Source organism: Polynucleobacter necessarius, assembly GCF_900095175.1.
Taxonomy (GTDB): Bacteria; Pseudomonadota; Gammaproteobacteria; order Burkholderiales; family Burkholderiaceae; genus Polynucleobacter; species Polynucleobacter necessarius_I.
Genome location: NZ_LT606946.1, coordinates 1,100,409 through 1,125,025 on the forward strand (window position 1 = coordinate 1,100,409; position 24,617 = coordinate 1,125,025).

Annotated in this window: 21 protein-coding genes and 7 pseudogenes; 7 read left to right on the forward strand and 21 right to left on the reverse strand. The window is 46.3% G+C overall.

Annotated elements, in window-relative coordinates:
- Positions 1-66: 66 nt before the first annotated feature.
- A pseudogene (locus DXE44_RS05725) lies at positions 67-669 on the forward strand (ATP-binding cassette domain-containing protein); the annotation flags it as partial.
- Here the strand turns inward: DXE44_RS05725 and DXE44_RS05730 are convergent.
- The 10 genes and pseudogenes from DXE44_RS05730 to DXE44_RS05775 all read right to left on the reverse strand — a co-directional run bounded on the left by DXE44_RS05730 (position 670) and on the right by DXE44_RS05775 (position 8,406).
- Entirely contained in the window at positions 670-942 is a 273-nt protein-coding gene (locus tag DXE44_RS05730; protein ID WP_114653385.1) for a hypothetical protein, read from the reverse strand. It abuts the pseudogene before it with no gap.
- Between the two features lie 10 nt (positions 943-952).
- Positions 953-2,743: pseudogene (locus DXE44_RS10355) on the reverse strand (molybdopterin-dependent oxidoreductase).
- Positions 2,744-2,802: 59 nt separating this feature from the next.
- Positions 2,803-3,024 carry a formate dehydrogenase gene (locus DXE44_RS05740; RefSeq protein WP_114653387.1) on the reverse strand — a complete coding sequence of 74 codons (222 nt, stop codon included), beginning with the start codon at positions 3,022-3,024 and terminating at the stop codon, positions 2,803-2,805.
- Positions 3,025-3,139: 115 nt separating this feature from the next.
- Complete coding sequence (locus tag DXE44_RS05745; protein WP_114653389.1) at positions 3,140-3,781, reverse strand: TorD/DmsD family molecular chaperone; 642 nt, start codon at positions 3,779-3,781, stop codon at positions 3,140-3,142.
- A complete protein-coding gene (locus tag DXE44_RS05750; protein WP_231970594.1) occupies positions 3,778-5,463 on the reverse strand; it encodes a 4Fe-4S dicluster domain-containing protein in 1,686 nt (561 codons plus the stop codon). The genes DXE44_RS05745 and DXE44_RS05750 overlap by 4 nt, the downstream gene beginning before the upstream one ends.
- Before the next feature lie 21 nt (positions 5,464-5,484).
- Complete coding sequence (locus DXE44_RS10680; RefSeq protein ID WP_231970595.1) at positions 5,485-5,868, reverse strand: hypothetical protein; 384 nt, start codon at positions 5,866-5,868, stop codon at positions 5,485-5,487.
- Positions 5,869-5,879: 11 nt separating this feature from the next.
- A pseudogene (locus DXE44_RS05755) lies at positions 5,880-6,271 on the reverse strand (DUF3306 domain-containing protein).
- A 181-nt stretch (positions 6,272-6,452) separates the two neighbouring features.
- On the reverse strand, positions 6,453-6,971 hold the full coding sequence (locus DXE44_RS05765; protein WP_231970596.1) for a DUF3305 domain-containing protein: 519 nt from the start codon (positions 6,969-6,971) through the stop codon (positions 6,453-6,455).
- A 24-nt stretch (positions 6,972-6,995) separates the two neighbouring features.
- Complete coding sequence (apbC, locus tag DXE44_RS05770) at positions 6,996-8,084, reverse strand: iron-sulfur cluster carrier protein ApbC (protein ID WP_114653397.1); 1,089 nt, start codon at positions 8,082-8,084, stop codon at positions 6,996-6,998.
- A gap of 127 nt (positions 8,085-8,211) precedes the next feature.
- Positions 8,212-8,406 carry a heavy-metal-associated domain-containing protein gene (locus DXE44_RS05775; protein WP_114653399.1) on the reverse strand — a complete coding sequence of 65 codons (195 nt, stop codon included), beginning with the start codon at positions 8,404-8,406 and terminating at the stop codon, positions 8,212-8,214.
- A gap of 72 nt (positions 8,407-8,478) precedes the next feature.
- Between DXE44_RS05775 and DXE44_RS05780 the strand changes: the two genes are divergently transcribed.
- Positions 8,479-10,722: a heavy metal translocating P-type ATPase gene (locus DXE44_RS05780; RefSeq protein ID WP_269460674.1), complete on the forward strand. Its 2,244-nt coding sequence runs from the start codon at positions 8,479-8,481 to the stop codon at positions 10,720-10,722.
- Between the two features lie 45 nt (positions 10,723-10,767).
- Here DXE44_RS05780 and DXE44_RS05785 read toward each other — a convergent pair whose 3' ends face one another.
- Positions 10,768-11,574, reverse strand: a complete 807-nt coding sequence (locus DXE44_RS05785; RefSeq protein WP_114653401.1) for a DUF3047 domain-containing protein — start codon at positions 11,572-11,574, stop codon at positions 10,768-10,770.
- A 47-nt stretch (positions 11,575-11,621) separates the two neighbouring features.
- Here DXE44_RS05785 and DXE44_RS05790 point away from each other — a divergent pair, with 47 nt between their 5' ends.
- Genes DXE44_RS05790 through DXE44_RS05810 form a run of 5 tightly spaced genes read left to right on the forward strand, consistent with a single transcriptional unit; the run spans position 11,622 to position 17,159 of the window.
- Positions 11,622-13,118, forward strand: a complete 1,497-nt coding sequence (locus tag DXE44_RS05790) for a glycosyltransferase family 39 protein (RefSeq protein WP_114653403.1) — start codon at positions 11,622-11,624, stop codon at positions 13,116-13,118.
- A 42-nt stretch (positions 13,119-13,160) separates the two neighbouring features.
- Positions 13,161-14,210: a lysylphosphatidylglycerol synthase transmembrane domain-containing protein gene (locus DXE44_RS05795; RefSeq protein ID WP_231970597.1), complete on the forward strand. Its 1,050-nt coding sequence runs from the start codon at positions 13,161-13,163 to the stop codon at positions 14,208-14,210.
- 17 nt (positions 14,211-14,227) lie between these two features.
- Positions 14,228-15,487, forward strand: a complete 1,260-nt coding sequence (locus DXE44_RS05800; protein ID WP_114653405.1) for a glycosyltransferase family 9 protein — start codon at positions 14,228-14,230, stop codon at positions 15,485-15,487.
- A gap of 5 nt (positions 15,488-15,492) precedes the next feature.
- Entirely contained in the window at positions 15,493-16,290 is a 798-nt protein-coding gene (locus DXE44_RS05805; protein WP_114653407.1) for a phosphatase PAP2 family protein, read from the forward strand.
- A 2-nt stretch (positions 16,291-16,292) separates the two neighbouring features.
- Entirely contained in the window at positions 16,293-17,159 is an 867-nt protein-coding gene (locus tag DXE44_RS05810) for a 23S rRNA (adenine(2030)-N(6))-methyltransferase RlmJ (protein ID WP_114653409.1), read from the forward strand.
- A gap of 18 nt (positions 17,160-17,177) precedes the next feature.
- Here DXE44_RS05810 and DXE44_RS05815 read toward each other — a convergent pair.
- The 10 genes and pseudogenes from DXE44_RS05815 to DXE44_RS05855 all read right to left on the reverse strand — a co-directional run bounded on the left by DXE44_RS05815 (position 17,178) and on the right by DXE44_RS05855 (position 24,592).
- Positions 17,178-17,763 (reverse strand): annotated as a pseudogene (locus DXE44_RS05815) (SOUL family heme-binding protein).
- Between the two features lie 72 nt (positions 17,764-17,835).
- Entirely contained in the window at positions 17,836-18,774 is a 939-nt protein-coding gene (locus tag DXE44_RS05820; protein ID WP_114653411.1) for an LD-carboxypeptidase, read from the reverse strand.
- The gene (gene tadA / locus DXE44_RS05825; RefSeq protein ID WP_114653413.1) at positions 18,771-19,226 is read right to left on the reverse strand and encodes a tRNA adenosine(34) deaminase TadA; all 456 of its coding nucleotides are present in this window, start codon (positions 19,224-19,226) and stop codon (positions 18,771-18,773) included. The genes DXE44_RS05820 and tadA overlap by 4 nt, the downstream gene beginning before the upstream one ends.
- Before the next feature lie 8 nt (positions 19,227-19,234).
- Positions 19,235-19,699: pseudogene (locus tag DXE44_RS05830) on the reverse strand (6-pyruvoyl trahydropterin synthase family protein).
- Between the two features lie 41 nt (positions 19,700-19,740).
- Positions 19,741-20,394 (reverse strand): 7-carboxy-7-deazaguanine synthase, encoded by a 654-nt coding sequence (queE, locus tag DXE44_RS05835; RefSeq protein WP_114653416.1) that lies wholly within the window; start codon positions 20,392-20,394, stop codon positions 19,741-19,743.
- 166 nt (positions 20,395-20,560) lie between these two features.
- The gene (locus tag DXE44_RS10360; RefSeq protein ID WP_197712852.1) at positions 20,561-20,797 is read right to left on the reverse strand and encodes a hypothetical protein; all 237 of its coding nucleotides are present in this window, start codon (positions 20,795-20,797) and stop codon (positions 20,561-20,563) included.
- Positions 20,794-21,120 (reverse strand): hypothetical protein, encoded by a 327-nt coding sequence (locus tag DXE44_RS10365; protein WP_197712853.1) that lies wholly within the window; start codon positions 21,118-21,120, stop codon positions 20,794-20,796. Before DXE44_RS10365 ends, DXE44_RS10360 begins: the two co-directional genes overlap by 4 nt.
- Positions 21,121-21,125: 5 nt before the next feature.
- Positions 21,126-21,824 (reverse strand): hypothetical protein, encoded by a 699-nt coding sequence (locus DXE44_RS05845; protein ID WP_114653418.1) that lies wholly within the window; start codon positions 21,822-21,824, stop codon positions 21,126-21,128.
- Between the two features lie 46 nt (positions 21,825-21,870).
- Positions 21,871-23,769: pseudogene (locus DXE44_RS05850) on the reverse strand (B12-binding domain-containing radical SAM protein).
- Positions 23,766-24,592: pseudogene (locus DXE44_RS05855) on the reverse strand (ferritin-like domain-containing protein). The pseudogenes DXE44_RS05850 and DXE44_RS05855 overlap by 4 nt, the downstream one beginning before the upstream one ends.
- Positions 24,593-24,617: the final 25 nt, after the last annotated feature.

Here is a 24,617-nt window from a genome sequence, read left to right on the forward strand (position 1 = left end):
CAGGACACCATTGTCAAAAGTGATGGTCAGACCATATTGGATATCCCCCACGCGCTCATTCCTGCAGATCGAATTTGTGCCTGTATTGGGCCCAATGGTGCCGGAAAAACTACCCTCCTTAAGTTGATTGACGGTTTGATCACACCGAATTCAGGCACGATCACCCACTCAAGAAGCCCTATCAAGTCATCTCTGGTATTGCATCATACGCCAATGATTAAGGCCTCCGCTAGAACCAATATTGCGATGATCCAAGACTCCGATCCTTCCATTCAGTCGAGTGCTATTGATGCCGTCATAGAGCAGATCGGCTTAAGCCGTCTTGCGAATAATCCTGCACATAAACTCTCGGCAGGAGAAAGACAGAAGCTATGCTTGGGTCGAGTCATATTGCAAAAACCCAATTTGGTATTGCTAGATGAACCCACCGCCAATCTAGATCCAAATACTACGGAGCAAGTAGAAGAAATCATCCGCCAATTTAAGCTTCACGGATCAGATGTCATCTTTACCTCTCACCAACTTGCACAAGTACAAAGACTAGCCGAGTACATCATCTTCATTGATCAGGGCCAGATAAAAGAAAAAGGACCCGCAGGTCCTTTCTTTGCCAATCCTCAGACACAAGCAGCTAAGCGCTACTTACATCAACTGTTGCTCTCCGACTAATTACTTTGCAGCTGACGCTGCAGCAGCCACCGGTGCAACAAATGGAGGTGGCGCTACACAGGCTGCTGGTGCTGGAGTACCGGAAACCTTGTATTGGTCAGCGATCTTATTTTGCACCTGGCAAAGCTTGAAGGCTCCAACCTTACCAGCATAAGCCGTTTTGGCCTTCTTCAAATCAGCAGCAGCCTGAGCTTCTGGTGATAGTGGCGGGAAAAAAGCAAAGGCAGGGCTTGCTACCAGAGCGCCAATTGTGAAGGCAATGATTTTTTTCATAGCTTCGTCCTTATTTAACTTTGTTGTACCAAACTTCATGATGCTCTTTAGCCCAAGCAGCATCAACATAACCCGTTTTCATACCATCGATTGAGCCTTGCATACCAATGGTACCGATGTAGATATGCCCCATTGCCATAGCTGTCATCAATAAGGCAGCTGAAGCATGAATAATATCTGCCACTTGCATAGTGCCACGCCAATATTCAATTCCAGGGACAGGAACTATCATATCAAGCACCCATCCAGAACCTGAGATGATGAGTCCTAAAAAGACCATACCAAACCAGAACCAGAATTTCTCACCAAAATTAAAGAATCCTGATGGGACATGTTTGCCGGATAGGAGACCCCCAAACGACTTAATCCAAGCCATGTCATCAGGTTCAAGCACTGCGTCGACCCAACGGGAAACGGTAGTGCCTGATTTCTCCATCATGCCAGGAGCATAGCGACCCTTAATCCACTCATAATCTACGCCCCAAACGGTCGCAAAATGCTTCCAAGAACCAGCAGCTAGGCCATAGTAACCAGGCAGTGAATTTGGATTTGGACCAACGTCAGTTGCACCCTGAACGTTGTCATGGCCGCGGAAAATATTTGCGCCGCCGCCAGACTTACTGATATTACCTAATGCCAACTGCAATAAACAGGAAGCGCGAACCATCGCATTACCAATGGTGTGCTGAGTTTGTCCCATACACCAAACAATCGTGCTTGGACGATTTTTTGCCATGGTCTCGGCAACTTTATAAACCTGAGCCTCAGGAACACCGCAAGCCTCTTCTACATTGGCTGGAGCCCATTTTTCCATCACTTCTTTGCGAACCTTGTCCATGCCATAGACACGATCGTTGATGTATTTCTTATCTTCCCAACCGTTATTAAAGACGTGATAAAGAACACCAAACAAGAATGGAATATCAGTACCAGAACGAATGCGAACATACTGATCAGACTTCGCTGCAGTTCTTGTGTAACGTGGATCAACCACAATTAATTTGCAACCATTTTCTTAGCATGCAACATGCTCAGCATAGATACTGAATGCGCCTCAGCAGCATTAGAGCCAATATACAAAGCTGCTTTTGAATTCATCATGTCGTTGTAGCTATTTGTCATGGCGCCGTAGCCCCAAGTATTAGCTACACCAGCAACTGTAGTTGAGTGACAAATACGAGCTTGGTGGTCAGTGTTATTGGTTCCAAAGAAAGATACCCACTTACGCAACAAATACGCTTGTTCATTATTTTGTTTTGATGAACCAATAAAGTACATCGCATCTGGAGAGTACTTAGTGCGAATGTCTTTCATCTGCGCCGTGATCTCAGTTAAAGCTTGATCCCAGGAAATCTTTTGATACTTACCGTCAACCAATTTCATTGGTGTGCGTAAGCGGAAGTCGCCATGGCCATGCTCACGAAGTGCTGCGCCTTTTGCGCAATGAGCACCTAAATTGATTGGAGAATCAAAAACAGGGTCTTGACGAACCCAAACACCATTCTCCACAGTTGCATCAACCGCGCAACCCACTGAGCAGTGAGTACATACAGTTCGCTTCACTTCAATTTTTCCAGCTTTGCCATCCAGCATTGCTTTGCTCGGCCGCTGCCTTTTGAACCATGGTCAATTGGCTTGCAGCAATTCCAGCACCAACGCTGACGCCTGAACGTTTTAGGAACTGGCGGCGATCCATTGTTGGAACAGCTGCTTTAAGTCCGCGCGAAAGACTGCCGATTAGGCGTGATGCTGGGACTGAACGACTACTTTGAGGTGTATTAGATTTGCGAGTCAGGCTTATTTGTTGCCCCTGAAAAAATTTTGGTTTTATAAAAGGAGTGGCTAAAAAATTAGAACGGATTACAACAAAGTGATTTCGTAGTACTTACGAATGTGAGCGGAGAGTTGATACCCTTCTTTGTCTCCTGAAACAGTACTGCCAATTTCTTGAATAACCGCATTGCCGATCGTAGTTTGTGAAGCAACTGCGACAGCGCCAACTGTGGCACCCGCTCCGATAAAAAACTTTCTGCGTGAAGGTTTATTTTCTTCATTTACTGCAGTTGCGGATTTGATAGTCATCGCATGCTCCTAGTTAGTGCAAATTTGATATGGGTCAAGTGTAATTGGTAATTGTATTTTTTGCATATTTGAAATTAATTTATTTCTAGGGGTTTTCCTCTTGTGCAACGCAACATTAAATCATGTCAAAACTCTGCCCTTCAATAGCAAGAAATTCACGTGTTAATGCGGCTACAGAATGGTAAAGGTGATTTTCTGGGATCGCTTCTATTGCATCGCACAATTCGTCATACCAGGGACGAATGTGGTCATTGAAGAAAATGCGCTGATTCGTCAAATTAGAAATCTCCACATCATCACCAGCTATGAGGTAGCGCATAACCTCACACAAGGCTGATATGTGATCTTCAGTTTTAGTAATATTCTCGGCAGCTTCAAGACCAAATGCGTCTAAGGACCGTCTAATCTCTACTAAAGGCTTTTCATTGAGATGTCCCGCCAAGTAAATAGACGCATTGAGAACAACATTTGGCTTACCAACGCTAATGAAGTTCGCATCAAATTCGTCTCTCCATGCTTGAGCGGGATTGTTCTTAGCTAACTCCACCAAACTATCCCATAGCTGAGCAAGTGGCGCTTCATCAGTACCGCTCCGCCCCTCAGGGATAGATGCTGCTATCTGGTCAAGGAGCTCTTGATCAGGAGGTAGCAAAAAGAAGCGAGCTATCAAACCATATAAGTCAGCCCTAGCCAAATCCTCAGGCAAGCCAACATCACCGACCTCTGCAATCTTCAGATCTTTTTCTAATTCACTCATGTTTCATTCTTCATCATATCCACTACGCGACAATCGCTGCACATCTTTAAGCGCTCCATTGCAGGCCCAGAGAAGGCAGCATGCGCGCCAAGCTTGGTCATCATCAGGTCAACCATTTTGAGGGTCCCAAAGGGCTTCCCGCAACTAATGCAGTGAAATGGCTTGGTCTCATTTAAATTGACTCGCTGCTTTCTTTGCTCAACGCTTAATAAGCGTGGCTCCAAGCTCAAAGCATGCTCAGGGCAAGCGGTTACGCAAATACCGCACTGGACACATTGCTTCTCAATAAACGACAACTTAGGCTCATCCGGATTGTCTAATAGCGCACCTTCTGGGCAGCTGCCAACACACGACATGCATAAAGTACATGCATCCTTGTTGATATTTAAGCCACCTAATAATGAAGAGGCTGGCAAAGGAGCTCCCGCTTCAGGCAAGACTGTTTTTGCTTGTTTTTCTAGATGCTCTAAAACTGCTTCTAACGCCTCTCTCTTCTGATTATTTAAACCAAAAGTAGCAGGAGTACACACTGGCGCGAGGGGACCACGCTGACGCAACTGACCCATGACCATTGAAACCGGCGCAATGTCATCGGATGCGGCCGCATGGATCAAACTAATTCGCGCTTCAAAACCATCTGCTGCCAAGATTGCATTGCAGAGCTCAGCCTGTGTGTGCAAAGCAGCTTGATAAGCGGGATCTTGCTCACCAGACAATAGTAAGTAAACCTCACTAAAGCCATAACTCAATGCGCCCAACCATAAGTCTATTCCTGTTGAAGCAATATGCTCAACACCATAGGGGATTAAATAGGAAGGCAATCCTTCATATCGACTTGGATTTAAATGGGCGGCGCGACCAACTGCATCAATTAAGTTTGTGCCGGCTTTCAGAGTATGCAAAAGAAGCGCGGGACTAACGGATTTTTTTTCCTTAGCGCACTCTTGAGTAAAAACATTTGCCAAAGTTTTGATTTCTTTACCCTGGTGCGAAACACTTGGATAGTTATATCGCATCGCACCTGATGGGCAAACAGTGGAGCAAGCACCGCATCCCATACATAAGTTTGGATTAACTTCGACAGTACCCTGCCCATTTTTGAAAAGGGAAGTAATGGCTGCAGTTGAACAAACATCAATACAAGCGTTGCAACCAACTTTACCGTTGCGGCCGTGTGCACAAACTTTTTCGTTATAAGCAAAGTATTTGGGCTTCTCAAACTCCCCTACCAGACTCAATAATTTATTAGCAGCAAATGATTGCTCCAGCGGATCAGTGCCTGGGGAAAAATACCCCTGGGGAGTTTGACTCATGCGCATATGAGTCTTTGAGCGTAGATCTAAAATTAAATCGAATTGGGCAGTGCGATTTCGTTCAACCCGATCAAAATTGATCGCGCCAATACCGGCACAGGCCGTAATGCATTTGCGATGTGATTTGCACTTATCTAAATCAATCTGAAATGAATCATTGATTGCGCCCGATGGACAAACTTCAACACAAGCACCGCAGCGAGTACACATCTCCGGATCAATTGGGTTTTCCAACTCCCATTGGACGATGAAATTTCCAAGATATCCTTCTATCGACTTTGTGGAGCCGGAATAGACAGGAAAGTCTCTCGATAAAGGTAGCGGACTTGGTTCAGTACACAGAACGGAGACCTCTAATGCGTCGCTCAACTGTTCGGCCCAAGGAATTGCTTACTCACCAGCGCCAATAATCAATGTGCGACCTTGGCTCTCATAATTAATGACCGGAACAGGATCGGCCTCAGGCATTTCAGCCAAAGCTAGCAACGCAGCAATTTTTGGAGTGGATGATGGAGCTTCCTGTGTCCACCCAGCAACCTCACGAATGTTTACGAAACGCAATGGAGCAATCAGAGGTTTTTCAGATTGCGCTGCCAGTTCATTAAACAAGGCGCCTTCCTGTGTGCAGGCAATAATTAGAGAATCATCACCATTGAATGCACCCAAGACCGAATTAAGCTCTTGCCTGCATAAGGCAGTGTGTATCTTGACACCCAATTTACTTGGATCAAGAGGCATCGTTCCATTGCAGTTACAAACTAGTTTTTGGCTCATTAATAATCTTCTTAACTCGTTTTCTTATCCACAGGCATTGGTACGGGGCTCAATTGCACATCATTCGGAGTTGCAGTGGATGATGTTATACGATTCTCTAGAGGGTTAGCTAAAGCTGCGGGATTTGAGTCTTGATCTTTCAATTCAGCATGAGATGAATCCGCATTAGCAATTTCAGGAACAGCTTGATCTTCATTTTTACTAAAGATGCTCAGCATCTTAGATTGGGCCATACGCTTTAGCATGGCCAATGGAATAGGATTGGGTTTTGAATAATCATCAATATATTCATCAAGGCCATCCATGATGTTGAAGTGAGGATCAGAAAACATTTTTTTAATGCTGCCTGTTGAACCTCTGGATCAACGCCTGGCTGCATAAACGTAGAGAAATCAGGGGCCAACTGATCAATCTTCTCAACATCATCAAGGGAAGGCAGTTTCGCTTCTTCAGAGGAAATGGGGGGCTGAACATCAGTTGATGTTTTGTGTCAACCGTCTGAGACGATGGTGCGAGCCCTTCCTCGGATTGAACTGCCTTGCCCGATTTAAGGCGGGACCATCGACTTAAAAATCGGCCCTCCATCAATCCTCCGAAGAACGATTAGCACCTTTAAAGGATGCGGGTTTGTGTCTCTTTTTTGGCTCAGGCCGGAAATGCTGGTTAACAAAATCCTGCAGCCAAGAAGCGTGCTCATCACTCATGGGAATATTGTCAACTGTTTCACCACTATCAATTAAGTGGGCAGCTTCGTTATAGCTCACATCCACACGATGCGGAATTGGAAAGCTAGATTCTGAACTTATGAGTGCCTTAGATTGATCGTCAATATATTGCTCAAAATCCTCTTCCGTGCGCCACATGACAAACCAGCAAGGAAAAGTTGCGGAAACATTGAGGTAGTAACCCTCAGCGTCATCAGGATACAAATCAAGTTCATATCCGGTAAACAACCAAGACTCTCCTTGATCATCCCTTCCTAAAAACTGACCCATGATTTTTTCAGGGGGATGAGAAGAAGAAAATTGGCCATAATCTGGCAGCACCTCTTTTGCCGCCCAACGGAAATCAATCCAAGGGTTATCGATTTTTTGCTTACGCATGACGACGGCAAACTTCATAATTAATTAGGTATTTTGAACAACAATGCTGGGAAATTTACTGCTCATATCTTTTGAAAGCGCCGCTACTTTAATGGCAACTCGTCTTGCAATCGTCTTATAGATTGCGCTGATCGCGCCATCAGGATCAGCCACTACGGTTGGGCGCCCTGCATCAGCCTGCTCACGAATCGATAAATTGAGTGGTAAGTCGCCCAAGAAATCAACGCCGTATTCTTTGCACATCTTTTGACCACCACCGGTACCAAACACATGCTCCTCATGACCACAACTTGGGCAAACATACGTGCTCATGTTTTCAATGATCCCTACAATCGGAACGCCAACCTTCTCAAACATCTTCAAACCCTTACGCGCATCTAGTAAAGCAACATCTTGAGGAGTGGTCACAATGACTGCGCCGGTGACAGGCACCTTCTGAGCAAGGGTTAACTGAATATCACCGGTACCTGGCGGCATGTCCACAATCAGGTAATCAAGATCACGCCAACGTGTCTGACGAAGCAATTGCTCGAGGGCTGAAGTTACCATTGGACCGCGCCACACCATAGGCGCATCATCATCGATTAAAAAGCCAATAGAGCTCGCTTGAAGGCCGTGGCCTTCCATAGGCTCCATCGTATTTTCTTCAATCGAAGTTGGCCTGCCAGTAATACCTAGCATCATCGGTTGACTCGGTCCGTAGATGTCTGCATCCAACATGCCAACTTGCGCACCCTCTGCAGCCAAGGCTAGAGCTAGATTCACTGCCGTTGTAGATTTTCCTACTCCACCTTTACCGCTGGCTACAGCAATAATATTTTTTACATTAGGAAGTAACTTCACTCCACGCTGAACAGAATGTGCCACGATTTGACTGCTGACATTGACGCTGACATTCTTGACATCAGGTAATTCGCGAAGAACAGCAATAACGGATTTACGAATCGCATCAAACTGACTTTTTGCTGGGTATCCTAGAACGATGTCTAGACTGATATCGCCACCATCAACTTTTAGATTTTTGACACTCTTTGCCGACACAAAATCAATTTGTGTATTTGGGTCAACCAAACCTTTTAATGCTGCTTGCACAGCCTCTACAGTAAGCGCCACCGACTTCTCCTAAGATAAACATTCCCACAAGGGAATCTCAATAGGGTTTATTGAGATGTATTACAAATAATGGAATAGTGGGTAGATTAACCGCACATGCAAAAAATTGCTAAAGCCGAACTAATCTCTATTGTGAAACTGGGAATCCGGCATCTGTTATAAGCCCAGCAGCCAGCTCTGGAGTGAAGCTTGTTTCAAGCGTCACTATCTGAGTCGCCAAGTCCGCCTGAACTTGGGCTTGAGGATCTTGAGCCTGCACAGCTCGAGTAACAGCATTAATACAGCCGCCACAAGTCATTCCTGATACCTTCAGCGTAAACATAGCTACCCCTTAAAAACTGTCAAAATACGGTTGTTGATGGCTTTTTTCACCTTACGGTAGATTATCTTCTACATGCACTCTACAGAAACGAGCAATTCAGAGTTTTATACCCTAGATATAGGCGGGATGACCTGCGCCTCTTGCGTTGGTCGTGTAGAAAAGGCTTTGGACAAGATTCCTGGGGTTGAGGCAGCTACTGTCAATTTAGCCACTGAACAGGCCAGAATACGGGTAAAACGCGGCTCCTCCACCCTCGCAGACATCATCGCACTTGTTAAAAAGACGGGTTATGAGGCCAAAGAAAGCTCTACACGAGGCAATTTAGACAAGAAGGCTAGCAAGTCCTTTTGGGCTGATGATGGTTTAGGTCGGGTGATTCTGAGCTTCCTACTTTCCGCCCCACTCTTCTTACCCATGTTCTTCATGCCTTTTGGCATTCACTGGTCTTTATCAGGCTGGTGGCAGCTAGCTCTGGCTACACCAGTGCAATTCATTCTAGGATGGCGCTTCTACGTGGCAGGCTATAAATCTTTGATGGCTGGTGCCGGCAATATGGACTTACTGGTTGCCCTAGGCACCAGTGCCGCCTATGGACTTAGCCTGTACCTCTTACTCACCTCAAACCATGCGCATGAACTCTACTTTGAGGGATCTGCGGTCATTATTTGCATGGTCTTATTAGGCAAATGGCTAGAGTCACGTGCCAAGCAACAAACTAGTGAAGCGATTCGCGCCCTGCAAAAACTTTGGCCTGAGCATGCGAAAGTTTTAAACGCGGATGTTGAGCTCCATGGCAATACAGGTGTAGGCGAGGATCAACGCCGTGACTTACCCTTTGATCAAGTGCTGCCAGGGGATCGGATATTAATACTTCCCGGTGAACGCATCCCAGTTGATGGTGTGATTATTTCTGGGTCTAGCCATGTCGATGAATCCCTACTCACTGGTGAAAGCGAGCCAATTAAAAAATTAGTTGGCTCGAAAGTCATTGGTGGCGCCTTAAATGGTGAAGGCGTACTCGTAGTAAAAGCGCAAGCAGTTGGCATTGAAAGCGTACTCTCGCAAATTATTAATTTAGTAGAGGAAGCTCAAACACAAAAAGCGCCTATTCAAAAGTTAGTTGATCAGGTAAGCGCTATCTTTGTACCCACTGTGATTATTCTTGCGCTGATTACTGGTATTGGGAACTGGCTCTACTTTGACTCCGTATCGATCGCAATCTTGCGGGCTGTCGCCGTCCTTGTAATTGCCTGCCCTTGCGCACTTGGACTTGCTACTCCAGCTGCGATCATGGCGGGCACTGGTATCGCCGCACGCTTTGGCATTTTGATTAAGGATCCTCAAGTATTGGAGCTGGCGCACAAACTCAATATCGTCGCATTTGATAAGACCGGGACACTCACTATTGGCAAGCCACGCATGCTAGCCCTACTCCCTTTTGATCAATCATCTGCCGATACTGAAGGCATTCTCGCTACAGCTGCAGGCTTACGGTTAGGAAGTGAACATCCTTTGGCTAAAGCACTGCTGGATGCATCCAAAGAAAAAGGTGTCACACCAGTTGCTACAGCATCAAGTAAAGCCCTGCCTGGTATTGGGATTGAAGGTGTGCCAAGCTCCGGCCCCTTTGTAGATCAAACGCTTCGTCTACAAAGCGTAGCCTCACTTGAAGGAAGTCTGCAACACGATATCGTTTTGCAAAAGGCTCAGGTCTGTTTTGAGCAGGGTCAAACTGTTTCCGTTTTGATGAGTGTGGGAAGCCAGGATAGGGAAGCGTCAAAGCCAATTGCAATGATTGTGTTTGGTGATGAGCTCAAGCCCAATGCGAAATCAGCAGTCGCTGCACTTCATGCGTTGCATATTCGGACGGTGATGCTCTCTGGTGATAACTTAGCAGCTGCAAACCGCGTAGGAAAAAACATTGGCATCGATGAAGTCTTTGCCCAAATCATGCCAAGCAATAAAGCTGAAATCATTCGAGATCTGCAGAATACTTCTGAAGACAAAAAACATTTCGTGTCGATGTTCGGTGATGGCGTGAATGATGCGCCGGCATTGGCTATGGCAGATGTGGGTATGGCGATGTCAACCGGAACTGATGTGGCAATGCAGGCAGCTGGAATTACTCTCATGCGCGGAGATCCAACACTAGTAGCAGCTGCGATTGATATCTCCAAAAAACTTGGGACAAGATTCGTCAAAATTTATTTTGGGCGTTTGCATTTAATACGATTGGTATACCGATGGCAGCTTTGGGTTATTTATCACCCATGCTGGCTGGTAGTGCCATGGCACTCTCCAGCTTCTGCGTCTTGAGCAATGCCCTACTACTCAAGCGTTGGCGCCCTATGCAATCTGAAGTTATTTGAGATTCTTACGAACTAATTCAATATCGCCGTAGAGGGCGCGGGTTTCTGACTTGGTGTTATCAGTATCAGTCAGAAGTGCGATACCAATGACATTGCCTGGCGCCTCACCATAGGCTAACTTGTAGTCTGCAGCCAAGTCTCGCTCATGCTTGCTCCACTCCCCCAAGCCATTCCAGCCAGAGTCGACCACAATCATCTTCACGCGAGAGGTGTGAGCGTTATTCAAAACCGTATTGACTGGATTCTTGACTGACCGGATATACATCACGGTGGCGTATGGCATTTCTTGACCGCTAATCAAGTTAGCCATCTCAAAGGTGAGCTTCTCTCTTAAAGGGAGCTTGGATTTATTACCATCAAAGGCCACCAAAATACGTAGTGGTGCATCATCATTTTGGCTTTCCGCATTGTCTGCTTGAGGAATTGCTCCTACCGCCTTCCACTCCCACTGCAACCATAGGTTTTGCGCTGAACGTGGCCGAAGCTTTACCGCAAGACCAGATGCTGATGTTTTGGAGTTAGCAGCAAGCACCGTACGACCCTGATAATTCTCCAACCTGTAAATCGTGTTCTTTTTATATGGTGCTATGCGATAAAAATGCCACCCATTTGGCATCCCATCTTTCGGCTTCTCCGCAGAAAATTTTGGTAAATCCTCTTGAGCTGGCAACTGATCGGCATTAAATGCTTGGCCTGCCTCATTCTCAATTGAATTCCCAGTGAAGCCCGCGCAACTACCCAAAGAGATGGCTACTACTGCAAGAAGCGTTAGGGATAGAAAGCCGTTTTTTGTACGCATTCCTTGAATTGTCCCAAAGAATGGGATGCTAAGTCTAAAATTGCGTGATGCGCCATCAATCACCCTCAAGCTGGGCCGCTATCAGCATCTGTATTGCTGCAGTGGTGCACTTTGCCCTCGGCTTCTCGATTGAGTTCTCTGTTGATGAAGCTCATTACGCTTTATACGCAAAGCATCTCGCCTGGAGTTACTTTGATCATCCGCCATTAGTTGGCTGGATCCAGTGGCCACTAGTGGCTCTGACTTCATCTGAGGGAATCATTCGTCTGATTCCCGAGTTGCTTTGGGCGCTTTCTGCTTTCTTGGTATATCAAGTTACCTTAGAAATTCATCACCTCATGCAAGGACGTAATGCGGGTTACCTAACCACCGCCCTACCTTCTGCCAATCTATGTGGATTGATGGCTGTTTTAACAATCATTGCGGCTCCACTCCCTCATGTTTTAGCAATTGGTCTTTTGCCAGACACCCTGCTTACCCCCTTAGGTCTGGGTTTAATGTTGATGGCTTTACGCTGGATCCGAAAGGATTGCTTCTCTGTTTCTGATTGGATAATTACTGGTTTGATACTAGGGCTAGCGGGTCTGAGTAAGTACACCGCCGCATTTACTGCATTTGCCCTGCTCTTTGTTTTCCTGTCCTTACCAAAGAAACCCTGGATTACTAAAGCAGGCTTCTGGATAGCGGCGGCAGTTGCCTTAATTGTGATTAGCCCAGTGCTGTATTGGAACTGGATCAATGATTGGATCTCATTCAAATATCAAATTGCCCATGGCAGCGGTGGTACTTGGGCATGGCGTAGAGTTGGCGCCTTCATTGGCATTCAGATTGCCTGCTTTGGACCACTATTACTTCTAGGCGGCTATACATTTATTAAGCATTGCCTTCACTCCCAGAAGCTCGTTATCTATGCTTTGCTGAGCTTCTTCATGATCCCTTTCATGATTTTTGCTTCACTTTCTGGAGGTGGCAGTCTCCCCCACTGGACTACACCTGCCTGGTTTTGTTTAGCACCATTTGCCGGTATTGGGCTAGCAAAGGCAGGGGCCATGCAACATCGCATGGCAATCCGCATCTTGTTTATTGGACAACTGCTCATTTGCCTAATAGGTTTTGGCTACGTTTTATCGGGAGGCATGAATACGGCAGCCCTAAAGTCCAATCCAATTGCTGACCTCTACGGATGGAAGATTGCAGGCGAAAAAGCGGCTCAATTGGCCCAAGCTACTAAAGCAAACGGTATTGCAGTACAAAACTGGACATTGGGTAGTCGCGCCGCTTGGTATGCTCAACCAGTACCGGTCTTTGTATTGGACCAGCGACAGGATCAATTTGACCTCTGGTTTGGGCAATTACCAACTGGTGCGAACGTCTTACTAATCAATTGGTCGGGCATGACTTTTAAGCCGCCTGTTGGCGGAAATCTCGCCTTTGAGCTCTGCGAACCCCTGGACAGCCTAGAAATCATCCGATTTGGGCAGGCTTTATCTAAATTTGACTATAGTCTTTGCCGCAACTGGCAGGACGCTGGTACGGCACGTTAATTCCCCAAATTCAAGACCTTAGGAGCCATAGGCATTATCCTTATGCCTATGAGTTCACAACCCCAAGCCACCCCAAAAGCCACATCTGGGTGGAAAGCAATCCTCAAACGAGCTTGGCCTACCATTCGAGTTGTTTTGTCAGTCGCCCTACTCTGGAAAGCCACGAGTGGAATTGATTGGCATACCCTACTAGATTCTGAAATCCGAATACAGCCTTGGTGGTTTTTAGCTGCGTTTTTGATGATGCTATCAGCGTTTATTTGCGGTGGACTGCGCTGGGGATTTTTAATGCGCAAAGTCGGGTTCCAAGGAAGTCTCACAAACTTTGTAGCCCTCTATTTTGCTGGCGGACTGATCAATCAGGGATTGCCAAGCACGCTTGGTGGTGACAGCTATCGCGCCATTACCGCCACTCATTTAAACAGCATCGGAAAATTGACTGAAGAAAAAGACTTGAATGAGGAGCTTCATCACTCGGTTGACTTAGAGCATGCAACTCCTAAATTGCGTCTGAGTTTTTCGATGGTCCTAGTCGATCGCCTACTTGGCTTAGCAGGAAACAATTTATTGGGTGGACTGGGTCTCATTTTGGGTGGCGCTACTTTGGCTGCTTGGGGGACAGACTTAGGTTACGCCGTCACTGGCATCATGATTTTTGCTGGTTTATTTATTGCTGTAGTTTTGGCCTGGGGTCCGAGCTGCAACTTGCTACAAAAATTATTAGACCGCCTAAAAATGAGCCATGCTCTACCCGGAATTAAGTTCGCTTTTTCTTGGCCCATGAATATCGCTCAAGCGATATTTGCAATTGGCATTCATGCTTTCACAATCTTGACACTACTCTTCTGCCTCAAGGCCTATGGAGTTGATGCCCCCATTGAAGCCCTCATGATTGGCCTGCCTGCACTCAGCCTCCTCTTGATGCTACCAATTAGCATCTCAGGCTGGGGCTTGCGTGAAGCCACACTCTCTTCAGTGCTGGCATTGTGGGATGTTAGCCCATCTATGACTGTATTAGCATCCATTAGCTACGGCGCCATTACTGTTTTATCGGTATTGCCCGGCGCCTACTTTTTATTAAAACGGAAGTAATTTTTTAGAGCCAGACTATGAGTATTAGCGTCAACACCATGCGCGCCATTGACCATTGGGTTGGTGTGCCACTTTGCGCAGTAGCAAGCCCAGTAGTTGCTCTGATTGATAGCATCAAGAATGTATTCAGCCGCGGTCCAAGTGAGCCGCGTAAATTACTCTTCATTGAGTTATCCGAGATGGGTAGCGCAATCTTAGTTGACCCAGCCATGCGCAATGCACAGGCTCGTGGCGCTGAATTATTTTTCCTCATCTTTAAAAGCAATCGTGCCAGCCTCACATTACTAAATACCGTCAAACCAGAGAATATTTTTACGATTGACTCTTCGAGCTTAGGCGGATTAATTAAAGACACGCTCAAATTTTTACTAGTGCCCCGCAAGCATCGTATTGATACCGTGATTGATTTAGAGTTGTTCTCTCGCTTTACTGCACTACTTACCGGCCTTTGTGGTGCTCGACGTCGCGTGGGTTATCACATCTTTCATGGTGAAGGCTTGTGGCGTGGATTTATGCTGACTCGAAAAGTTCATTACAACCCACATATCCACATTACCAAGAATTTTCTCTCTCTGATTCATGCTGCATTTTCTAAAGAGAATGAAGTGCCGTTCAGCAAAATACATATTGCAGACTCAGAGGTCCATTTAGAGCAAGCAGTAATTGATCCAGTCGTATTGAGTAGTGTTCGCGAGCGTATTGAGAAGCTCTGCGAGACTTTTGGCATTCAATTTAAGCAAGGTGAGCAACGCCTCATTTTGGTTAATCCCAATGCCAGCGATTTATTGCCACAAAGACGCTGGGCACAACAGCGCTTTTCTGAGCTTATTCAAGCCTTAAATCAGCTTTATCCCAATGATCTCATTTTGATCACCGGCTCCCCTTCTGAATTTGAGTATGTTGAAAAAGTACGCGCAGTTGCTAATGTTAAAAATGCATTGAACTTTGCCGGCCAGGTGAGCTTCGCAGAACTGCCACCGCTCTACACACTGTCAGATGTGATGGTGACCAATGATTCCGGGCCTGGCCATTTCTCTGCGGTTACTCCGCTGCGCACAGTCGTCCTGTTTGGACCAGAAACTCCAGCGCTCTATGGCTCTGTTGGCAAGTCAATTGCAATCACGGCCAACCTAGCGTGCTCACCCTGCGTCAGTGCCGCCAATCATCGCAAGACACCATGCCATGACAACGTGTGCATGCAAGCAATTACTGTAGCTCAAGTAGTAGAAAAAATGGTCCATCAGCTCAATGAAGCTGATCAAGAGCGAGCACGCTAATTCGAATGGTTGAGCAGCGCAAATCAATTTTTGCCATCGCATCCATTTGGGTTTGGTGCATTCCAATTCTACCGCTTGGCCTGGCAATTGCCATTTACTTTGGTGAGCTGCAAACTCCGACTTTTTTATTTGTTAATCGCTATACCCAGGTTCTGCCTGACACCCTATGGTCTTGGCTTACCTTTATTGGCAATGGCTGGGGTATTTTTGCTTTGTGCTTCCCTCTCTTACTGTTAGCGCCTCGATTACTCTGCGCTGGACTATTAGCATCTCTAATTGGCGGTGCTTTTAGTCAAATCATCAAACCTTTTTTAGCCCTTCCTCGCCCCGCAGGCGTCTTAGCTTTAGAAGATTTTTATCGCATAGGCGAGCCTTTACTGCATAGGGCAATGCCATCTGGTCACACAATTACTGCTTTTGCAGTTGTTTCTGGAATCTACTTTGCCAGCGATCGAAATAACAGAACTTCTTTGTGGTGGATTTTTATCATTGCTGGCTTTGCTGGCATCTCTCGAAATGCGATGGGCGCTCACTGGCTCACCGATGTCTTAGCGGGTTGCGCTATTGGAATATGGTCTGGAATGCTTGGGGCGGGGCTGGCCAGATTAATTCCAGAGGCGAAACTGGCCGCCAATCAGATCGGGCCACGCTTACTTGCCTTTGGTGGGCTCGCAACAATCTATGTATTTCTGACCCAAACTCTAGACTCAGAGCTCAATCAATCTTTGCAATACGCTTGCGTAGCATTAATCAGCATTACTTTAGCTTTATTTATTAAAGCGCAAAAACCTAGGGCTATCTAAAGATGTTTAGTTATCGCCATGCCTTTCATGCGGGTAGTCATGCCGATATCCTAAAACATCTTGTGATGATTCATTTGGTGGAATATCTACAAGAAAAACCAGGCGCCCTGACCATTGTCGACACCCATGCTGGCGCTGGTATCTACAGCCTAATCGATGGCTTTGCAACAGTCAGCAAAGAGGCAGATCAAGGTATTTTTCGCTTAGCTCAATTTGCAGAGACTAATCCCTTAAGTTCAGGCATTGCCAATTATCTCGAGTGCATTCGGGCTGAGAATGCTGGAGATGAGATCTCAGTCTATCCAGGCTCCCCATTTATTTTGGCGCGATTACTGAGAACGCAAGACCGCCTGAAGCTTTTTGAGTTGCATCCCAAAGAAATTGATGTCTTGCGTCACAATATCAGCGAGCTTAAGCAATCAAAGCAAATTGATATCTATGCAGAGGATAGTTTTGCAAGATTAAAAGGATTGATGCCGCCACCTAGTAGGCGTGGACTTGTTTTGATTGACCCCTCTTACGAGGATAAGCAAGACTACCGTTATCTCGAAACGGCGATGGAGGAAGCGCTACAACGCTTCGCCACTGGATGTTATGCAATCTGGTATCCATGTCTCTCTAGACGAGAATCAGCAGCCCTACCCGATCATATGAAAAAGATTGCAGCAGCCCATAAACGCTCTTGGTTGCATGTTGAGTTGCGGGTTGAGAATGCGCCTAAAGAACGTCGACTTCAGGCTAGTGGCATGTTCATCATCAACCCACCATGGACCCTAGAAAAACAATTGGCTGAAAGTCTGCCCATTCTGGTTAAAGCGCTGGGGCAAGATGGTGGCGCTGGATTTGTATTGAAGAGTTTTGAGGCTTAAGTCTTAAACCTCAAGGTCTTACTCCTGGATTTGAATCATCACTTCATTGCGACGCATAAAGGGTAAAGTCCAAGGCGGGTTGTAGCGTGCAAACTGCGGCTCACCTCTTGGCTTTAAATTCTTGGTCTGCATCCAGTCTCGCAGTGCTTGAGTTTTTTCTTTGACCTTCTCTTCGTTATAAAAGCCAGAAAAAGTAATTACTGCTTTTTTCTGCGGGCAACTCTCTTATTTTGACTTGCGGATCTAATGGTTTTGGCAAGCTAGCTAAGGTGTACTCTGCAGGCATGACAAACGATACCGTCCATTGATTGCCTGCATTTTCAGAAGACTTGCTGCTCTCAATTCCTACGGGAGCAGTCATCTCAATCTTGGCGCTCTTATTTTGATCGGCAGACTCAATGCCAACAGGAGTTGTCATGTCAATTTTTTCAGATACCTGATTTTTTCCAAAGATATAGGCGGCAATTAAGCGAAATCCTTGATTAGATGCGGCATCCAAATCACCCCCTACCCTAACCTCCGCCACAATCTGAGGTGCATAGGCACGTAATTCAAATGGCTCAGATTTCTCGAGAAGAGTGTATTTTGGTTCTTCGGTTGCCATTGCAGCGCTCGCAATCAATATGCTGGTGAGAAATACTAAAACTCGCAAGGAGATATCTTTAATTTGAAATAACTACCACTGAGCCTGAATAGTAAAGCCCGAGCTATCGTATTGAATGTGTGCTTGTGCACTGACTGGCAAAGTCAGTTTTTCAGCTTGATGCCCAAAAGGTAAACCGGTCAATATCGGGATATTGTCAGGAAGACGTTTACGAATAGCCTCAATGGCACTGTCCAGGGTGTAACCACGGTCATTATCGTAAAGACGGTATGCCGAGAATCCGCCCAAGAGAATGGCGCTTTGATTGCTCAATATGCCCGCATCCAATAATTGCATCAACATGCGCTCAATTCGATAGGGGTGCTCATTAACATCCTCTAGAAACAAAATGCCGCCTTGGGTTTGCTCTTTGCTTGGCAAGTATGGTGTTCCTACTAGACCCGCCAGCACTGTTAAGTTGCCACCCCAAAGCATTCCTGAAGCTTGACCGGCTTCAGGCTGTCTCAAGAAATCTTGTTTAGCCTGAATAGTGCAATCTAATTTACGCTCATAAATGGCTTGTAGGAAATGCGTCCACATCAATACATTGGGGGTAGCTCCCTGCTCACCCTGACAAGCAAAATCAAAATTGAGCATGGGGCCTGCTAAAGTGACTGCGCCAGTCTTTGCCAATAAACCCAATTGGAAGACTGTGAAATCACTATGTCCGCAAATCTGCAGACCACTCTCGATAGCTTTGGCAATCGTATCCCACTGAATATCTGGAAGCAGGCGATGTAAACCATATCCACCACGCATAGCAATAACAGCAATCTCGGGAGAAAGATTGGCGAGTTGATTGATTTCAGCTAAACGCTCAGCATCGGCGCCAGCAAAACGTTGCTCAACTCGGTTGACGCAATTTGTATTAAGGACTTCAATACCCTGCTTCTTCAGCCACTCGATTCCCAGTAATGGACTGCGAGTATCTAAACTAGCCCCTGAAGGAGCAATTAAATGAATTTGCTTCAACGCCGCTCCTTAAAAAAATCCCGCAGTATCTGACCACACTCTTCACCCATGATGCCACCTTCAACTTCTGTCTGGTGGTTAATCTGCTTTTCTGAGAATACATTGAGCACGCTTCCTGCAGCACCCGTTTTAGAATCAGTTGCACCAAATACAACACGATCAACCCGAGCATGAAGCATCGCTCCAGCACACATAGTACAAGGCTCTAACGTGACATACAGAGTGGTGCCTGGTAACCGGTAATTAGATTCACCGTGGGCTGCGGCGCGCAAGGCCATCATCTCGGCATGAGCGCTAGGATCGCTATTGGTAATTGGTTGGTTAAAACCAGTTGAGATAACCTGACCATCTCGCACTAATACAGCGCCGACTGGCACTTCGCCAGCAAGCGCAGCCAGCTTAGCTTGATCCAAAGCTTGCTGCATAAATTGGCGATCAAGCTCTGCTTGCATATTACTTCTTATGAGTGAGAAACGTCAGCCCAACAATTGGGGGTTTCATAAAGACGGATGGATGCCAGCTTGAGTCGGCCATCAAAGGCTTTTTCGAATACGGGCTGCAATACTCTAAAGGCTGCACTAGCTAAGTTCTCAACAGTAGGCACATGTTCCATAACTACCGTCTTGTGATTCGGAATGGAATTTAAATAATCTACTAATCCAGCATCTTCTTTGGCGACCAAAAAAGCATGATCTCAAGGCTCTACTACGTATTGATTAGTGAGGCGCTTGATATCTCCAAAATCTAAGACCATGCCATCATCTGCCTTGCCTGGATGATCCGCGATCACACCAGTCAGCGTGACTTCAATGGCATAGCGATAGCCATGCAAATGACGGCACTGTCCATCATGATTTGGAATGCGATGACCCGAGTCAAACTCAAGTCTACGGGTAATGGAGATGGCTTCTTGCTTGTTGGTCATGATTGCTTTTCTAAATACTTAAATATTGCTTGATAACGCTACTATCGAATACCGATCATTTTATGGGTCTGAACACTCAAACGCCACAAAGGTCGCTTTTGACAGAGGCGAACTGCCAGTGCGAGGTTTTCTTGGAGGTTTGGACCATCCATGGCCTGCAAGAAGCGATTGCGGTAATCCATCTTCTCAAATCGAGCCAATAAGGTCTCAATAGCAACATGACCCTGCTGAGGAATCACCAGCTTAATTTCATCGGCTTGCAAAACAATCAGCTCAGAGCCAGCCTTAGGACTGACACATACCCAATCAACGCCTTTAGGAGCCTTGATCGTGCCGTTGGTCTCAATGGCAACAGTAAAGCCCTTGGCATGTAAAGCATCGATTAAAGCAGTGTCGAGTTGTAACAATGGCTCGCCACCAGTAAAGACAGCATAACGCTGCTGTGGTCCTGCCGAAGTACTACTCCAGATATCCTCTATAGTATCGGCCAATTGAATGGCGGTTTCAAACTTCCCGCCACCGACCCCATCACTTCCAACAAAGTCGGTATCGCAAAATTGGCACACTGCTGTTGCGCGATCTTCTTCACGACCGCTCCAGAGATTGCAGCCAGCAAAGCGACAAAATACGGCTGCACGACCTGCATGGGCGCCCTCACCCTGAAGGGTTGGAAAGAGTTCTTTGACTGTATACATAGCTATATGCTGATTTTAAGCGCTTTGCCTACTTCCAGGACACAAGCTCCCACTCCAAGTAATCTTCCCAGAGAGCGTTATTCCAAAACATACCAGCCCATAAATAGCGTCCATAGCCACGTCGAATAACCCATCTGCCGACTTCTGGGGCAAACCAAACATCCTCTTAGCGATAGTTGGCAACCCGAAAAATATCATTACTCTCAAAATAAGACATCTCGTTTTGATACTTTAAGACCGGAAATTGTCCCGCGGGCACGCTAACACCCTCCCACTGAAGTGCCGTTATATTTAATCCCCAGTAATAGTCGCCATCTGGATAGCCCACGACTTGATAGCGGTCGCGATAGAAACCAGACCACCCTGGAACGAGTTGCTCAGGCCATAAGGGGAGTGGCTTCAAAAACTTTTGAGGAGGATTCCAGTGCGGATCCTGTAAAACATAACCCAAGGCTGCTGGATTTCATCAGGAAGCGGCCCTGCCTTTAGCCCGCTGCGCTCAATCCGAACTTGGGGCCCAACAGAAACTACTCGCTCAGTAACAATGTCTACCAACTCTTGGTTAAAGACATTGCGCACGTTGTAGACCCACTGCTGCCCCACTTGTGGCGCCCGCACCTTCGGAGTGTTAATGGGTTGAGGTAAAGGTGTTGAAGTTGGATACGGCTGACCAGATATACATGCCGCTAATAAAGCTGGTAATAGCAATACAAGAAATCTTCGCATAGTGCTTATTTGTAAGAGCTGAGTTGCCATTGATAGCTGCCCTCTAAAATCACTGGGCCAATTTGCCCCTCGATTTGATAGGAGCCAGAAGCCTCGCGCGCAACCCAGCAGCCAATTTGCGGGGCAAACCAAACTGTTTCTTTGCGAATGCAATCTACCTTATTAGGATCTTCATTCTCATAATTAATCAGAGTTTGAAAACGCAGTGCTACAAACTCTCCAGCAGGCACGGTTATTTTTTCCCAACCCTGCACGCTCATATATTCTTGCCAGTTCATTCGCGAGTCTGAGTAACCAGCAATGCTGTACTTAGTATTGAACTGCTTTGCCCAGGTAGCCGATAGCTGCTCAGGCCAAAGTGGCAAAGATGGACTGAAGTTGAGCAAGCGCGACCACTGTGTATCTGTAGCAACCATTCCCCATGAAGTCTGAATTTCACTAGGCAAGCGTGCGCCATCCGCAGTCATGCGATCAATCACAATCGTGGAGCCAATATTAGAAATGCGCTCAGTAATCACATCTAGGGTTTTGCCATCAAAAACATTCTTCTTGATATAGGTCCACTCTTGTCCAATTTGTGGAGGACGAACTACTGGCAGCGGCTTTGGTTGAGCTACAGGAATGCCATGCTCATAAGAAAGTCCACCACAAGCGACTGGAGCCAACGCGGCTGACACGATAAAAGTTCGACGAGATAAATTCATATTGCTACCCACGGTAATTTAAATAAATGAGTTGAATGAATAAAGTTTATACATGCTGGAGAGCTTTGGCTATTTTATTGCGTGCTACCGAGGCCTTTGGAATGCCTGACATTTCAAACCACTTATGAGCATCTTGCTCAAAGCCCACGCCATGCATAAAGTTGTAAATTGCCTTTTTGAGACCAACACCAAGAAGATCGTGATCGACTCCAGTGGGGTCGATAAAGGCAACATCATTCTTAGCAAAGCTAATGGGGGGGGTAATGGAATAAGTTCAATTCCATAGGCTGCTGGGTCAAGCCCCACAGGAGAGTGCACCGTACAAGTAAATCGATGGAAGAAGCCACTCTGGATGCAGCCATTTTCAAAAAGCTGACGAACGTATTCCAGTGAGTCAACTGACTCTTGGACGGTTTGTGTTGGGAAACCATACATGAGATAAGCATGCACTAGAATTCCAGCGTCTGAGAAGCCTTTGGTGACTTAGGCAACCTGCTCGACTGAAACACCTTTTTTCATCAGCTCGAGAAGTCTGTCGGAGGCAACCTCAAGACCGCCGGACATAGCAATGCACCCGCTTTGCGCCAACAACTCACATAATTCAGACGTAAAGGTCTTTTCGAAGCGGATATTGCCCCACCAGGAGATCACCACCTTGCGACGTATCAATTCCTCAGCAAGGGCTTTCAGAACCTTAGGTGGCGCCGCCTCATCTACAAAATGAAATCCCGTCTGACCAGTCTCTGCAACGATAGCTTCAATGCGATCAACTAAAAGGCTTGCAGAAGCAGTTTCATAACGAGAGATGTAATCCAGGCCCACATCACAAAAGCTACATTTTTTCCAATAGCAACCATGGGCAACGGTAAGCTTATTCCAGCGACCATCACTCCATAGGCGATGCATGGGGTTGAACATATCCAGTAAAGATAAATAAGAATTGAGCGGCAAGCCATCCCAAGTAGCAGTTCCGACATCCTCAAAAGGAATATCTGGCTCCTGCCAATTGATATAGCGAACCTCGTGACCAGCAGTTCGGATAAACGTACGCACGAGTCTTTCAGCTGAACGTTTGCCATTCAAATGCTCAATCAGGGCAAGTAATGGTCTCTCACCCGAGTCAAGAGTGATGAAATCAACAAAATCAAATATACGTGGATCGGTCAGCTCACGTAACTCAGTATTGACGTAACCGCCGCCCAGACCAATATTGATATCAGGGTAATGCTGTTTGATGGTTTGGGCGATTCTTAATGCGGCGTACATTGCCCCAGGGAATGGTACCGAGAGCAATACCAAGCCAGGTTGATGCTTTTCGATCGAGGACTTTGTTAAATATTGCAAATGCAAATCCATCAATGTTGGGCTTGCCGCTAGAGCATCTGCTAATGGCGTAAACGTGGGCTGACTACCCGCCAAAGATTCCGCATAGCGAACAAACTCAAAGCGCTCATCTACCGCATCACGCAGGACATCGGATAAATCATTGAGGTAAAGAGTGGCTAGATGACGCGCCCGATCTTGAGAACCCAGTGCACCAAATGCCCACACCAAAGAATCCCCGCCCTCTTCTTCATCATAAGCATCTAGGGATGCAAATCGGGGGCCCTCAGGCAGAAGAGCACGGCCGTTGATGCGATGGGCTAGAGTGCTGTCACGCCCTTGCAAAAATGCAATCGCTAGAGAAATAGTGCTTTGATAATCCGCAAAGTAATCCAGGAAGAAGTTGACGCTCGCACTACGCTTTTCTTCAGGAAGCTGTAATGCTTGCCCTTTAATTTCTTGCAAACCAGATGAAGTAAAAAAACCCAGGACCAAGGCTAATGCTAAGTCCTCTTGAACTGCATCGAAACCTCGTGAGCGCAGAAAGCCAGTGAGATAGGCTGGTTGATGGGTACGGCGTATTAAGCTGCGTCATCGGCGGAATGAGACTGAGGATCTTCATGCCGCCTGGGTCCGTTTCTCGCCAAGGGATTCCAGTAACTCCAACTCCTCAGAAGTAAAGCCAGCTTGCTCACGCGCATCAAAATTAAATGGCCCCCTCAAAGTGGGTGCGCGATATTTCTCGGCCAACTCTCGATAAGTTGCAATTGGGGATAAGTTGTCATTGGCACACAAGAAGTTAAACCAGCGATTGCCAACAAGCACATGCCCAATCTCATCATGGAGAATGATTTTCAGGATTTCTACAGCACGCTCATCTTTTATTTGTTTAAACCGATCCCGAATCTCTGGAACCGCATCAAGACCTCTTGCCTCCATTGTTCTGGGAACCAAGGCCATCCGCGCAATCACTGAATCTGATGTTCTTTCAACCATCTCCCACAAACTATTGTGAGCTGGGAAATCCCCATAACTAAATCCAAAAGACCGTAAATGGACATCAATCAAACCAAAATGGTAGGCCTCTTCTTTTGCGACCCTAAGCCAATCTTCGTAATAAGCCCCTGAGGCATATTTGGAAATCTCCAAATAGCATCTAAGGCTAAATTCATGGCATTAAATTCAATATGCGCCAAGGAATGCCAAAGAATGGCTCTGCCTTCAACTGTATCCATTTTTCTTTTAGGAACAAACTTAGGTGCAACTAAATCAGGCTTGGTAGGTCGTCCAGGAAGTTCAATCTCTTGACTATCCAAGATGCTGGAAGGGTTTATAGAAATGCGTCTGGCCTCATGCTCAGCAAACAAATTAGCTAACTGACTAACCTTAGACTGCACATCGGTATTTGCCAGTATTGCGAGGGCAGATTCCCGTAACTCAAGCATAGGTATGGGCAAAGGCAAGCTTAAG